General features: G+C 68.2%; 15 protein-coding genes. 7 read left to right on the top strand and 8 right to left on the bottom strand.

Annotated elements, in window-relative coordinates:
* The 7 genes from ACQEU1_RS20210 to ACQEU1_RS20180 form a co-directional block, all read right to left on the bottom strand.
* Complete coding sequence (locus ACQEU1_RS20210; RefSeq protein WP_433203775.1) at positions 1 to 402, bottom strand: DUF5313 family protein; 402 nt, start codon at positions 400 to 402, stop codon at positions 1 to 3.
* Positions 399 to 848, bottom strand: a complete 450-nt coding sequence (locus ACQEU1_RS20205; protein ID WP_394613479.1) for a MarR family winged helix-turn-helix transcriptional regulator — start codon at positions 846 to 848, stop codon at positions 399 to 401. The genes ACQEU1_RS20210 and ACQEU1_RS20205 overlap by 4 nt, the downstream gene beginning before the upstream one ends.
* Before the next feature lie 123 nt (positions 849 to 971).
* Positions 972 to 1,796, bottom strand: coding sequence for an alpha/beta fold hydrolase (locus tag ACQEU1_RS20200; RefSeq protein WP_433203771.1), 825 nt, complete (start codon positions 1,794 to 1,796; stop codon positions 972 to 974).
* A gap of 11 nt (positions 1,797 to 1,807) precedes the next feature.
* Entirely contained in the window at positions 1,808 to 3,130 is a 1,323-nt protein-coding gene (locus ACQEU1_RS20195; protein WP_433203768.1) for an FAD-binding oxidoreductase, read from the bottom strand.
* A 95-nt stretch (positions 3,131 to 3,225) separates the two neighbouring features.
* Positions 3,226 to 4,302: a PLP-dependent aminotransferase family protein gene (locus ACQEU1_RS20190; RefSeq protein WP_433203765.1), complete on the bottom strand. Its 1,077-nt coding sequence runs from the start codon at positions 4,300 to 4,302 to the stop codon at positions 3,226 to 3,228.
* 30 nt (positions 4,303 to 4,332) lie between these two features.
* Complete coding sequence (locus tag ACQEU1_RS20185; RefSeq protein ID WP_433203762.1) at positions 4,333 to 5,529, bottom strand: PI-PLC domain-containing protein; 1,197 nt, start codon at positions 5,527 to 5,529, stop codon at positions 4,333 to 4,335.
* A gap of 812 nt (positions 5,530 to 6,341) precedes the next feature.
* On the bottom strand, positions 6,342 to 6,566 hold the full coding sequence (locus tag ACQEU1_RS20180) for a hypothetical protein (protein ID WP_433203759.1): 225 nt from the start codon (positions 6,564 to 6,566) through the stop codon (positions 6,342 to 6,344).
* A 316-nt stretch (positions 6,567 to 6,882) separates the two neighbouring features.
* On the opposite strand from ACQEU1_RS20180, the gene ACQEU1_RS20175 reads away from it, so the two are divergent.
* On the top strand, positions 6,883 to 7,356 hold the full coding sequence (locus ACQEU1_RS20175) for a hypothetical protein (protein WP_433203756.1): 474 nt from the start codon (positions 6,883 to 6,885) through the stop codon (positions 7,354 to 7,356).
* Between the two features lie 6 nt (positions 7,357 to 7,362).
* Here the strand turns inward: ACQEU1_RS20175 and ACQEU1_RS20170 are convergent, their stop codons facing one another.
* Positions 7,363 to 7,566 carry a cold-shock protein gene (locus ACQEU1_RS20170; RefSeq protein WP_285637992.1) on the bottom strand — a complete coding sequence of 68 codons (204 nt, stop codon included), beginning with the start codon at positions 7,564 to 7,566 and terminating at the stop codon, positions 7,363 to 7,365.
* 140 nt (positions 7,567 to 7,706) lie between these two features.
* On the opposite strand from ACQEU1_RS20170, the gene ACQEU1_RS20165 reads away from it, so the two are divergent.
* The 6 genes from ACQEU1_RS20165 (at position 7,707) to ACQEU1_RS20140 (ending at position 12,396) form a co-directional block, all read left to right on the top strand.
* Positions 7,707 to 8,807 carry an acyl-CoA dehydrogenase family protein gene (locus ACQEU1_RS20165; protein WP_433203752.1) on the top strand — a complete coding sequence of 367 codons (1,101 nt, stop codon included), beginning with the start codon at positions 7,707 to 7,709 and terminating at the stop codon, positions 8,805 to 8,807.
* A complete protein-coding gene (locus ACQEU1_RS20160; RefSeq protein ID WP_433203749.1) occupies positions 8,807 to 9,808 on the top strand; it encodes a s-methyl-5-thioribose-1-phosphate isomerase in 1,002 nt (333 codons plus the stop codon). The genes ACQEU1_RS20165 and ACQEU1_RS20160 overlap by 1 nt, the downstream gene beginning before the upstream one ends.
* Positions 9,805 to 10,461, top strand: a complete 657-nt coding sequence (gene mtnC / locus ACQEU1_RS20155) for an acireductone synthase (RefSeq protein WP_433203746.1) — start codon at positions 9,805 to 9,807, stop codon at positions 10,459 to 10,461. Before ACQEU1_RS20160 ends, mtnC begins: the two co-directional genes overlap by 4 nt.
* Positions 10,458 to 11,048 (top strand): methylthioribulose 1-phosphate dehydratase, encoded by a 591-nt coding sequence (gene mtnB, locus ACQEU1_RS20150; protein ID WP_433203743.1) that lies wholly within the window; start codon positions 10,458 to 10,460, stop codon positions 11,046 to 11,048. Before mtnC ends, mtnB begins: the two co-directional genes overlap by 4 nt.
* Positions 11,045 to 11,608, top strand: coding sequence for a 1,2-dihydroxy-3-keto-5-methylthiopentene dioxygenase (locus tag ACQEU1_RS20145; protein WP_433203740.1), 564 nt, complete (start codon positions 11,045 to 11,047; stop codon positions 11,606 to 11,608). Before mtnB ends, ACQEU1_RS20145 begins: the two co-directional genes overlap by 4 nt.
* A 143-nt stretch (positions 11,609 to 11,751) precedes the next feature.
* Complete coding sequence (locus ACQEU1_RS20140) at positions 11,752 to 12,396, top strand: polysaccharide lyase family 7 protein (RefSeq protein WP_433203737.1); 645 nt, start codon at positions 11,752 to 11,754, stop codon at positions 12,394 to 12,396.
* Positions 12,397 to 12,460 lie beyond the last annotated feature (64 nt).

Genomic DNA, 12,460 nt, shown 5'->3' with positions numbered 1-12,460 from the left:
CTACCCTTCGGATCGCCGCCAGACAGCGTCGTACTTCGCCTGTCGTTCGCTGTCCTTCGCGGCGTTTCGCTCCCGGCGCCCCTGAGTCGCCGAACCTCTCGGGTACCCGTACTTCGTCAGCCGGTAGTCCACACTTTCAGGTGCATACGACAACGCGAAGTACAGTCCTACAACGAAACCGAGCGCACCGCACGCGATTGCCAGCGGCCACGGCGAGCCGAGTCCGAACACGAGCGCCAGCGTGATGGCCGTCGTGAGTGGCGTGACCTGCACCAGGCTGCGCACGGTGAAGCGCAGCAGCCACTTCGGACCGGTCACGTCGTCGTGCACGAACTCCCGGTACTGCTGCGGCAACCGGCCGCCCGCGTAGTACCAGACCTTGAGCGCGAGGTTCGGCGTCATCGGGTGGCCTTCGCGATCACCTTGTGCAGCACCTGGTTCAGCTGCGCGAGCTCTTCGAACGTCATGTCGAGCTGCTCCACGACCTTGAAGGGAATCTTGAGCGCCTCGTTCCGCAGCTCCTGACCCGTCTCGGTCAGGGTGAGGGCGAGCGCGCGTTCGTCCGTCTTGTCCCGCTGCCGCTCGACGTACCCGATCGCCTCCAGCCGCTTGAGCAGCGGGCTGAGCGTGCCGGGGTCGAGCTGCAACGCGTTGCTCAGGTCCTTGACGGTCCGCGGCGACCGTTCCCAGAGCGCCAGCATCACCAGGTACTGGGGGTGCGTGAGGTTCAGCGGCTCCAGGATCGGCCGGTACACGGCGATCACCGTCCGGCTGGCGACGGCCAGCGCGAAGCAGACCTGCCGCTCGAGCTCGAGCGGGTTCTCCGGGATGCTTGGTGTACTAATCATTGGTGTACACACTAACTCGCGGGCAGGCTCGGGGGAAGCGGGGTGTGGTGCAGGAGACTCCGGCCGGCCGTGGGGAGTCGGTGAGGTGCGGTCGCCTCGGTCAGGCGTGGCCGAGGCGGTAGGTCACTTCAGCGCTTCCGCCAGCACTTCCGCTGTCACGGCGGCGCCCGCCCTGGTCATCACGGTGCCGCCGTGGTCGACCTCGTTGATCAGCACCGGTTCGCGCAGCACCCCGAGGCCGGTGCGGAACTCGGCGGCCTGCTCGACCGTGTACGCGGGCGGCGTGTCCGGGCCGGTGCTCCACTCGGCGTGCACGAACCACGTCGGCACGGTCAGCTCGCGCCAGCGGGACGTGCCGAAGATGACGTCCTTCGCGTCCGCCACCAGGGTCTCCGCCGGGAGCCGGAGGTGGCCGTCCTCGGTCAGGTCGTGGGCGTAGTAGGCGCGGATCAACGGGTCGCTCGCGTCGACCAACGGGTTCAGCGCCGCCTGGGTCTCCAGGTACTCGTCGACGGTCCAGGTGCGTTCGCGTGCGGCCACCTGTGGTGCGAAGGCTGCTTGGAGCAGTTCGGGAGTCATGTGCGCGTGCGCGGGCATCGGGAAGCCGCCGTCCACCAGGACGAGCGCGCGCACTCGGTCCGGATGGCGCACGGCGAGGTCCACGGCCACGTAGCCGCCCATGGACATGCCGATCACGGTCGTCCTGGGGAGTTCCAGCGCGTCGAGGACCTTGGTCATGTCGTCCGCGTGCCGGGAGATCCCGTGGCCGGGGACGTCCGCGCTGTCGCCGCGTCCGCGCAGGTCGGGGGCGATCAGGGAGAACGAGTGGGCGGCCACCCAGTTCCACAGCTTGCGGCTGCCGCTCACGCCGTGCAGCGCGAGCACCGGAGCGGTGTCGCCGTCGTGGATCTCCACGGCCAGGTCTCCGCCTTCGACCGGAACTCGCATGGCTGCCTCCTTCAGGCCTTGCCCGGGTTGAAGAGGTTCAGGGGGTCGAGCGTGTGCTTGACGGCCTGGTGGACGGCGTGGGCGGCCGGGCCCAGCTCGCGGATCATGCCGTCGCGTTTGAGCAGGCCCACGCCGTGTTCGCCGGTGACCGTGCCGCCGAGTTCCAGCGCCGCGCTGATGATGTCCTCGAACGCGGCCTGGGCGGCGATCCGCGCGGTGTCGTCGCCGGGCGGGGTGATCAGCAACGGGTGCAGGTTGCCGTCCCCCGCGTGCGCGATGGTCGCGATCCTGACGCCGTGACGTGCGCCGATCTCGACGATCCTGCCGAGCATGGCCGGGATCGCCGACCTCGGGACGCACACGTCCTCGGTGAGCAGCGGGCCGAGCCGTTCCAGCGCCGGGTAGGTGAGGCGGCGGGCGGCGAAGAGGGCCTCGGCCTCCGCCGAGTCGGTCGAGCGTTCCGTCCACACCGCGCCCGCGTCGGTGAACGCCGTGGTCAGGCCGTCGGCGTCCGCCGCGGTGTCGGCCTGGGCCAGCAGCATCGCCTCGGTGGTGGGGTCGATGCCGAGGTGCTTCCAGTCCTCGACGGCCTGCAGGCACGCGCGGTCGATCAGCTCCAGGGCGGCGGGTTGCAGGCCTCGGGCGGTGGCCAGGGCGACGGCCCTGCCCGCGGTGACGAGGCTGTCGAAGGCGCCGACGACGGTGGCGGGCGGGCGTGGGGCCGGGCGCAGGCGGACGGTGACCTCGGTGATCACGCCCAGCGTGCCCTCGGACCCGACGAGCAGGCTGGTCAGGTCGTAGCCCGCGACGCCCTTGGTGGTGCGCCTGCCCAGCCGCACCGCGGTGCCGTACGGGACGGGGCCGCCCATGACGGCTTCGAGGCCGAGGACGTAGTCGCGCGTCACGCCGTACTTGAGGCAGCAGAGGCCGCCCGCGTTCGTGGCGACGTTGCCGCCGATGGTGGACCACGGTGAGCTCGCCGGGTCCGGCGGGTACCAGAGTCCTTGCGCGGCAACGGCTTTCTTGAGGTCGTCGTTCACGACGCCCGGTTGCACGACGGCGAGCAGGTTGTCCTGGTCGATCTCGACGATGCCGCTCATCCGGCTGAGGTCGAGGACCAGACAGCCGTCGACGGCGTTGGCCCCACCGGACAGACCGGTCCCCGCGCCGCGCGGCACGATCGGGATCTCGTTGGCGGCGCAGTGCCGCACGGCCTCCTGGACGTCCTCAGAGGACTCCGGCCGGAACGCGGCGTGCGGGGTGCCCGCCGGTGCCCACTCGGCCTCGTCGTGGCTGAGGTTCGCCAGCGTGTTCGGGTCCGTGATGAGCTTCATGGCCGCTTCAACGTACCCGCGTGCGGCCTTTCGCACCCGAGAAGCGACGGCTGCTGCCCTGACGTACGGCAGCAACCGTCACTTTCGGTACGTCGTCAAAGCGCGCGGACCGCCGCGGCGAGACGCGTGATGCCCTCGTCGATCTGCTCCGGCGTGACGCCCGAGAACGCGAGGCGGATGGCGTTGTCGCCGCCCTCCAGCAGGAAGTCGGAGCCCTTCACGAACTCGACGCCGTGCTCCTTGGCGACCGGCACCAGCTTGTCGATCGAGACGCCGGGCAGTTCGACCCACATGAAGTAACCGCCCTGCGGCGCGGTGAAGACCGCCTCCGGCAGCTCGCGCTGAAGAGCCGCGACCAGGGCGTCCTTGCGGGCGCGCAGTGCCTCGCGGACGTTCTTCACCGACTCCTCGAGACGGCCGGAGCGGCAGTACGAGTTCACGATCGACTGCGCGACCATGTTCGGCGAGATGTACGTGGTGGTCGCGATGTCCTGGACCGCCTTGATCACGGCCTTCGGGCCGACCAGGTACCCGCAGCGGATGCCGGGCGCCATCGTCTTCGAGAACGAGGACGCGTAGACGACCTTCTCGTTCTGGTCCTGCGACAGCATCGTCGGCAGCGGCTCGCCCTCGAACCGCACCTTGACGTACGGGTCGTCCTCGAACAGCACGAAGTCGTACTTGGCCGCGAGGTCGAGCAGCCGCGCGCGCTTCGCCTCGGACAGCGTGTAGCCGGCCGGGTTGTGGAAGTTCGGGATGATGTGCGCGAGCTTCGGGCGCACCCCGCTCTCCAGCAGCTTCTCCAGCGCGTCGACGTTGATGCCGTCCGTCTCCAGCTCGACCGCGTGGACGTTCGCGCCGCGCTGACGCAGGTTCAGCAGCGTGCGGTCGTAGGTCGGCGCCTCGACCACCACGTCGTCGCCCTTGCCGACCAGCAGCTCGAACAGGAACGCGTCGGCCTGCATCGAGCCGTTGGTGACGAGCACCTGCTCCGGCTCGACACCGTGCTGCTCGGCGAGCCAGGTGCGCAGCGGCACGTAGCCGACGCTCGTGCCGTACGCGAAGGTGCCGCCGGGGTCGTCCGTGAAGGCTTTCTGCGCTGCTTCGCGCAGACCTTCCTGGTCGATGATGTCGAGAGAGGGCGCTCCGCGCGTGAACAGGATCGAGGCCATGCGCGGAGCGTACAACTCTCACGATTTGGGCTACGGCCTATATACGTATGCGTTGAGTTGCTGGACGGCCTGGGCCGCGTTTCCGAGGTGGTAGAGATCGACCGCGAGGAAGTTCGGCTTCTTCCTCGCCGCGGGCTGGCAGAACTGCTGCGCGCGGTTGCCGAGCTTGCCGTTGTCCGTCGTCGCCGTGCTCGTGAACGGAACGTCGCGGAAGTGGTTCATCACGAACAACGGCTGGAAGCTGCCCGTGGCCGTGAGCGGTTTTTCATCCCATCGGCTGTAACAGGACCAGTCGGAACTGCCGAGCCCAGAACCCATCGACCAGTAGTTCTCGACGGTCCAGTCCTTCTGGTACAGCACGCCCGAGTCCTCGCGCCCGTCCTTGCCGTGGTCGGTGAAGATGAGCAACCGCTTGCCGCTGCTCTGCATCTGGCTCCGCGTCGGCCATCCGTTCTGCTGCACGCCTTCCGCCCGGTACAGGACGTCGTTCAACCCCTGCACCTTGCGCAGCTCGTTCCTGAGCGTGTTCGCGTCGACGTAGTCCTCCAGGAACACCGTGACGATCTCGCTCCGGTTGTTCTTCAGGAAGTCCACGATCCGCTGGACGTCGACGTTGAGCGCCACCGGCCTGCTCACCAGCGTGCAGCTGTTGTGGCACAGGATCGCGCCGTCCGGCGTCTGGTGGATGTCCAGCATGAACCCGCGCACGCCATCTTGGAGCTGCTGCACGATGCCGCGCGTCTGGTTCTTCGCGAGGTTCACGAACGGCGGCGCGAACCCACCGTCCACCCCGTTCGCATAGGCGTTGTGGGCGGTCAGGAACGTCATCTGGTCAAGGCGCGGATCCTGCGGCATCGGGCTCGTCTGGTTCTGGACGGGCGTCAGGTACCACCGCGTCTCACCGCCGAGGCCGAAGAATTCCCATTGATCACCGAACTGACGAGGCTCGTGAACCGTATCCCCTTGTGAACACGAACCCATGGTGAGCTGACGGGTGATGCACTGACCCGGCGAGTCGGTGTTCTCGAACCTCCCGTCGCTCAGCCGCCACTGCTGGCGGTCCTCGTTGCCCTTCGGACGGCGCAGTTCCACTCCACCGCCGCTCTGGGCGACGTTGAGGCCGGTCCTGACACTGGTGACGTAGAACGTGCCCGCGGGAGCCGCCTCGGCGGTCGCCGGCACCACAGGTAGTAGGAGCAGGGCTGCGATGGCAGGGAGGAGTCGCACGGTGACCAGGGTCACCCATCCGAGTGAAACATGAAACGCCTTCAAGCGTTTGGACGTTTAACACTTCGGGTATCCCACACAACGCGGGCCGCTCTTGATTGGTGAGAGCGAAGGTCAGGACCGCGGTCCTGACGAGCTGGAACACCCGTACAACTCCATGGCAGCCGTCGCCCAGCCGAAGGGTTCGGGCCGGTACTTGAGCGCCGCCTTCACAAGCCGCGCAGGGTTCGACTCCCTCGGTTGCCACGTGCTCGCAGGGGACTTGCGAGCCTTCTTCGTCGACATCCCGCGGCGGGAAGTAGGGGCGTCGTGACCGACGGGTCGCGGCGCCTTTCTCGTGCGCGGGAGTGGTGGGAGAAGCGGGAACCGCCACGAGATGCGAAACCAGCACGGCCTACGGAACCAGCGCGGCATGCGGAACCGCCACGGACGCGGAACCAGCGCGGGATGCGGAACCGCCACGGATGGGGAACCAGCGCGGGATGCGGACCGGCGGGGATGCGGGAACCGCCACGAGATGCGAAACCAGCACGGCCTACGGAACCAGCGCGGCATGCGGACCGCCACGAGATGCGGAACCAGAGGCATGCGGACCGCCACGGCATGCGGACCGCCACGAGATGCGGAACCAGAGGCATGCGGACCGCCACGGCATGCGGACCGCCACGGGATGCAGAACCAGCGCGGCACGCGGAACCGGCGGGGATGCGGGACCGCTGGATGCGGACAGCACAGGCGACACCGCAGGAGCTCGGCGTCGAATGGTGCCGCCGGGGCTCCGCACCCGGTGGAAGCGGCATCCAGCGCCGGTGTCAGAACGGCGGGTCACCCCGCGACGGCGTGCTCGCGTCCCTCGCCCTGTCCAAGGCTCTGAGCTGATCGCCCACGTGCCTCAACCCGCGGCGCAGCTGCTCCCTGCTCGCCTCGGCCCGTCGCTCCACCCCCATCACGCGGTTCACCTCCACGTTCACCGACCCCGGATGGCGCCCGGTCTCCGCGGCCAGCAGGAAGGCCGCCTTGTTGAGCGACGTCCGCATGCGGTGTGAGGCAGGAGCCTCCTGGACGAGCGCACGCTCGGAAGCGGTCAGGTGCGGCCAGCACGAACGAGGGTCCGGGACCGACGTGACAGACCACTTCATCGCGCCGGCGTCGCACGGGCGACCGTCCTCGCGCAGTCGGGAACAGGGGCGAAACGTGTGCGGCACAGGACACCTTCCGATCATCGTGGCTACCCAAACGAGCTGACCAGATCACGATGACAGACGGGTGTGACAATTTCGGAAGCCCAGTTCAGGGGTGGTTTCAGGGGCTTTCCGGATCCCACGCCGCCGGCGGGCCGAGACCATCGGACGCATGCGGAACCTGGGGCCGGCGCTGCTCAGAACCACCGGCATCGCGTCGATCGTCTTCACCATCGGCACGGCGCTGCACGCGTTCGTGATCATCAACGACCAGACGCTGCACCGGATGTTCGAGCTGGCGGGAGCGGAACCCCAGCCGGGGTTCCTCACCGCGTTCAGGGCGGTCGGCTGCGTCTACGTGGTGGGCAACGCGATCGGCGTCCTCGCGCTCACGGCCAAGCCGAGGACCTGGCTCTTCTGGGTCGTGCTCGCCGTCAACGCGACACAGGCCGCGGGCGTCGGGATGGTGCCACCCGAGATGTGGACCGCCGTGCGAGAGGAGTTCGGCGTACCGGGCATGCTGCCGTCGCTCGTCACCGACGGCGGGGCGCTGGTCCTGGTGGTGGTCCTCGTCACGGCGTCGATCGCCGCGAAATCAGTATGGGCACAAAGAAGCCCGCTCGGCACGAAGCCGAGCGGGCCCTGAGAAAAATCAGATGGCGCGGACGTCCTGCGCCTGCGGTCCCTTCTGACCCTGACCGATCTCGAACTCCACGCGCTGCTGCTCTTCCAGCGACTTGAAGCCGGTGCCGGAGATCTGCGAGTAGTGCACGAACACGTCCGGACCGCCGCCGTCCTGCGCGATGAATCCGAAGCCCTTCTCGCCGTTGAACCACTTCACGGTGCCCTGCGCCATACCGATTGCTCCCTAGATGTTGGACCCCCGCCAGAGCGAGGTTCGCGCGCAGTCTGCCAGGCGAACGTCTCTCTCACATCGTGGTTAGCCCATCGGTGTGAAGAAGTAAGTTGGAGCAGGTATCACCGAGAGGAGCAGGGATGACGAACTGGCTGGACGTCGCGCACGAGGTGGCGGCGACGCTCAGGTCCGACGCGGCGGACAGGGACCGGGCCAACCAGCCACCCACCAAAGAGGTGGAACTGCTCCGGCAGAGCGGCCTGCTGAACGTCCGCGAGTGGTCGCTTCAGCAGTGGATCGGCCGGATCGTCGGCGCCGCCGACGCCAACGCCGGACACCTCCTCGGGTACCACTACCTGCAGATCTGGCGCAGCGGCCTGTTCGACACCCAGTTCAGCGTCCAGCCCGACCAGTTCTGGGCCGGCGTCAGCAACCCGCTCGACGCCGCGCTCGAGCTCACGCCCAACGGCTCCGGGTTCACGCTCAACGGCCGCAAGACGTTCGCCACCGGTGCCGCCGTCGCCGACCGGCTCGTGGTCAGCGCCACCCGCGCGGACAACGGCGAGAAGCTCACGTTCCTGCTCGACGGCAAGGCCCCCGGAATCACCTACCTGGACGACTGGGACAACATCGGCCAGCGGCTCACCGCGTCCGGCGGGGTGAACTTCGAGAACGTCGAGGTCACCGAGATCCTCGGCGTGCAGCCCGCGAACGAGGACCCGCGGCTCAGCCTCGCCGCCATCGGCTTCCAGCTCGTGCTGGCCCAGATCTACGTGGCCATCGCGGAAGGCGCGCTCACCGAGGCCGCCGACTACACCCGCACCAAGACCCGCCCGTGGTTCGTCAGCGGCGTCGAGGCGGCGACCGAGGACCCGTACATCGTCGTGGCGTACGGCGAGATGGTGTCCCAGACGAAGGCCGCGGGCCTGCTCGCCGACGAGGCCGCCCGCCAGCTCTGGGAGGCGAGCGAGCTGGGCAGGCACCTCACGCCGGCCAAGCGCGCCGAGGTCGCCGTCGTCATCTCCGAGGCCAAGGTCGTCAGCACCAAGCTCGTCAACGAGGTCACCAGCCGCATCTTCGAGCAGGTCGGCGCACGCGGCACGGCGGGCAAGTACGCCGTGGACCGCTTCTGGCGCAACGCCCGCACGCTGACGCTGCACGACCCGGTCGTCTACAAGGCCCGCGAGGTCGGCGAGCACTTCCTGACCGGCGCGCGCCCCGCCTACACCGGGTACAGCTGATGCAGCCGGTGCTCGCCGACTCGGTCAGGCTCACCGACGACGGCGTGCTCGTCCTCGACCGCCGCAGGTTCCCGTTCGAACGCGAGTGGGTGCTGTGCCGCACGGCCGAGGACGTCGCGCGGGCCATCGAGGACATGGTCACCCAGTCCTCCGGCCCGTACTTCGCGGTCCTGTTCGGCATGGTCCTCAAGGCGCGCACGCTGGAGGACCAGCCGTTCGAGCAGGCCCGTGCACAGCTGGGTGAAACCGCTGCGCTGCTGGAGAACACGCGGCGCACCAACAACGCCCTGCGCAAGGCGACTCGCGTCGTCCTGGAGCACGTGGACGCCGCACAGGACGTCACGCACGCCCTCCAAGGCGCGCTGGAGGGCGACCGCCGGTACCGGGCCAAGAGCCAGGCGCTGGGGGAGCACACGGCGAACCTGCTGCCCGACGACGCCACGGTCATGACGCACTGCTGGGCCGACCTGTACCTCACCGAGACGGTCAGGGCGGCCCAGAACCAGGGCAAGCGGCTGAGGTTCTTCTGCACCGAGACCAGGCCCTACCTGCAGGGCGCGCGGCTCACCGCGGAGACGTTGATCGAGATGGGCGTCGACACCACGCTCATCACGGACGGCATGGGCGCCGCCGTCCTGCAAAGCGGTGTGGTGAACGCGTTGGTCACGGCGGCCGACCGCGTCACCATGGACGGGCACGTCATCAACAAGGTCGGCACACTGGGCTTGGCGGTCGCGGCGCACGCGTTCGGCGTGCCGTTCCACGCGCAGGTGCAGGCGCCCGACCTGCAGGCGCCGACGGCGGAGCACGTGGAGATCGAGTACCGCGACGGCGCCGAGGTGTTGCAGGTGCTCGGCAGGCCGAGCGCCACGCCGAGGGTGAAAGGGCACTATCCGGCGTTCGACGTGACGCCACCCCGCTTCGTCACCACCGTGGTGACGGACCGGGGGGTGTACGACGCCGGTCAGCTCGACGAGTACTACGAGGGAGAACAGCGGTGAGCAAGTGGGTCGTGCTCGACATCGAGGGCACGCTGAGCGCGACGGACCAGGTGCTGGTCGTCCTCTACGACTACGCGCGCCCGCGCCTCGGGCCGTGGATCGAGCAGCACGGTGACGACCCGGTGGTCGCCGACGCCGTGCGGCAGATCAAGGAGCTCAGCGGCCACGACGACGTCGTGAAGGCGTTGCACGACTGGATGGACGCCGACCAGAAGGTCACGCCCCTCAAGACGTTGCAGGGCCTCATCTGGCAGCAGGGCTACGCGCAGGGCGACCTGGTGGCGGAGTTCTTCCCGGACGTCGTCCCCGCGATCCGCAAGTGGCACGACGACGGCATCAAGCTCGCGATCTTCTCCAGCGGCTCGGTCGCGGGCCAGGTCGCGTTCTTCCAGCACACCACGGACGGCGACCTGACCCCGTTGCTGGAGCACCACTTCGACACGGTCAACGCCGGCCCGAAGCGCGAAGCCGCGTCGTACCACAAGATCGCCGAGACGCTGCAGAGCGACGACATCACGTTCTACAGCGACGTTCCGGCCGAGCTGCACGCCGCGCAGGAGGCGGGCTGGAAGACGGTCGGCGTCGCGCGCGCGGGCGAGCCGTACGGCAACGCGGACTTCACGCCCCACCCGACCGTGTGGGAGCTCTCGTGACGGCGGAGCTCGCGCGCGAGTGCGTCCGCTACGCGCAGATGGGCTGGATGCGTGGCACGTCCGGCAACCTCTCCGTGGTCCTGCAACGTGATCCGCTCCGCCTCGCGGTGACGGTCAGCGGCGTCGACAAGGGCGAGATCACCGCCGAGGACAGCGTTGTCATCGACGTGCGCGGCAACGCGGTGGACAGCGACAAGGTCCCGTCCGCCGAAGCGGGCCTGCACGCGCGGATCGCCGACGTGGCCGGAGCGGGCGCCGTCGTGCACGTCCACGCGCTCGCACCCGTCGTGGCGGCGGAGCACTGGCCGGAGGGCGTGGTGCTGAAGGACCTGGAGATGCTGAAGGGCTTCGGGCGCTACGACCACGAGGAGGTCGTGATCCCGGTCGTGCGCAACTCCCAGGACATGGTCGAGCTGGGCGACGCGTTCGAGAAGGGCTTCGACCCCAAGGTGCCCGCGCTGATCGTGGCACGGCACGGCGTGTACGTGTGGGGCGACGACCTGGTGCAGGCACGGCACCGCCTGGAATGCCTGGAGTGGTTGCTGCGCTTCAAGGTGGAGACACGACTGACGGGGAGCAACTCATGACGCTGCTGACGGTGTGGCCGGAGACCGGCCCCGAGGAGACCGTGCTGCGCACGACCGACGCCGAGGAGATCGCCACCGCGCTCAAGGAGCACGGCGTGCGGTTCAGCCGTTGGTCCGTTGTGGACGGTGTTACCGCCGAGAACGCCTTGCAGGCCTACGAGTCCGACATCGCGCGCGTCAGCGAGACGGAGGGCTACACCTACGTCGACGCGATGGAGATGGCCCCGGCCGACACGGACGAGTACCGCGCGAAGGCCGTGGAGTTCCGCAACAAGTTCCTCGCCGAGCACACGCACGACGACGACGAGGACCGCTACTTCGCCCGTGGCGCAGGCGTTTTCTACCTGCACATCGGCGACAAGGTGTACGCGGTGTTCTGCACCGAGGGCGACCTGCTGAGCGTTCCGGCGAACACGACGCACTGGTTCGACATGGGCACCGAACCCGACTACGTGTCGGTGCGGTTCTTCCACGACGACGACGGCTGGATCGGCAACTTCACCGGAAGCGACATCGCGACGAAGTTCCCGACCTTCGACGAGATCCGTTCAGGAATGTGAAAAGTTCGCCCATCTGAACATTGTTCCGGAAAATGAAATAGGTATTGATCCCTCCGCCTTCTGACCCCAAAGTGGTACAGACCACTTATCGAAGGTCGGAGGGATTCACCGTGGAAACCCCTGCACTCCACACACGCCGCTCCGTGCTGGCACTCGCCCTGACCGCACCGCTGATCGTGGCCCCGGCGGCTCAGGCCCTCGCTCAGCCGCCGTCCGCGCAATGGGTGTCGGCGCCGTACACGTACACCGTGCAGAAGCCGTACAACCTCGCGCTGAGCAGCCGTTACAAGTTCGAGGGCGGCGTCCACACGATGTGGGTGTACGACTACGACCAGCCGCACACCCAGGGCAGCCCGACCGATCCGCGCACCGAGATGCGCTTCAACCAGGAGTACTCGAGCGGCTCGCGCGCCTGGGAGGGCGAGATCTACATCCCGGCCGGCGTCAGCGGCCCGACCGTCGTGCAGATCCTGCGCGGCAGCCGTCCGGACGGAACCCGCGCCACCGACGTGATGCTCAACGTCGCGAACATCAACGGCGGCACCCTGCGCAAGGACAGCAATCAGGTCATCGCGACGGGTATTTACAACAAATGGTTCAAGATTCGTGTCGAACACACCGCGGTCGCCGGTGGCCGGGGCACGGTGAAGACCTACTACAACGGCGCTCTGAAACTGACGCACCAGGACGAAGGGCCGGCGACGCGGTACTTCAAGAACGGCGTCTACCACCACGGCAGCGGACGCGCCGAGGCCCGTTTCCGCAACATCACCTACTGGCGTCAGTGACCGGAATTCCGGTCAGCTCCTGACGTTGCGGAGCCCCGGCCCCGGCGTGGACATTCTGTTCGGA

It is taken from the genome of Lentzea sp. CA-135723 (genome assembly GCF_050936595.1).
GTDB lineage: Bacteria > Actinomycetota > Actinomycetes > Mycobacteriales > Pseudonocardiaceae > Lentzea.
The sequence above is the reverse complement of the archived record's forward strand: the minus strand, read 5'-3'. Positions and strand labels throughout refer to the sequence as shown.

Excerpts from the sequence above, each read along its gene's own strand:
- ACQEU1_RS20180 (WP_433203759.1), bottom strand. The coding sequence starts at position 6,566 with ATGCGGACGTCGCTCAACAAGGCGGCCTTCCTGCTGGCCGCGGAGACC.
- ACQEU1_RS20205 (WP_394613479.1), bottom strand. The coding sequence starts at position 848 with ATGATTAGTACACCAAGCATCCCGGAGAACCCGCTCGAGCTCGAGCGG.
- ACQEU1_RS20160 (WP_433203749.1), top strand. The coding sequence starts at position 8,807 with ATGCAGCCGGTGCTCGCCGACTCGGTCAGGCTCACCGACGACGGCGTG.
- ACQEU1_RS20195 (WP_433203768.1), bottom strand. The coding sequence starts at position 3,130 with ATGAAGCTCATCACGGACCCGAACACGCTGGCGAACCTCAGCCACGAC.
- ACQEU1_RS20190 (WP_433203765.1), bottom strand. The coding sequence starts at position 4,302 with ATGGCCTCGATCCTGTTCACGCGCGGAGCGCCCTCTCTCGACATCATC.
- ACQEU1_RS20145 (WP_433203740.1), top strand. The coding sequence starts at position 11,045 with ATGACGCTGCTGACGGTGTGGCCGGAGACCGGCCCCGAGGAGACCGTG.
- ACQEU1_RS20175 (WP_433203756.1), top strand. The coding sequence starts at position 6,883 with ATGCGGAACCTGGGGCCGGCGCTGCTCAGAACCACCGGCATCGCGTCG.
- ACQEU1_RS20170 (WP_285637992.1), bottom strand. The coding sequence starts at position 7,566 with ATGGCGCAGGGCACCGTGAAGTGGTTCAACGGCGAGAAGGGCTTCGGA.
- ACQEU1_RS20165 (WP_433203752.1), top strand. The coding sequence starts at position 7,707 with ATGACGAACTGGCTGGACGTCGCGCACGAGGTGGCGGCGACGCTCAGG.
- ACQEU1_RS20210 (WP_433203775.1), bottom strand. The coding sequence starts at position 402 with ATGACGCCGAACCTCGCGCTCAAGGTCTGGTACTACGCGGGCGGCCGG.
- ACQEU1_RS20200 (WP_433203771.1), bottom strand. The coding sequence starts at position 1,796 with ATGCGAGTTCCGGTCGAAGGCGGAGACCTGGCCGTGGAGATCCACGAC.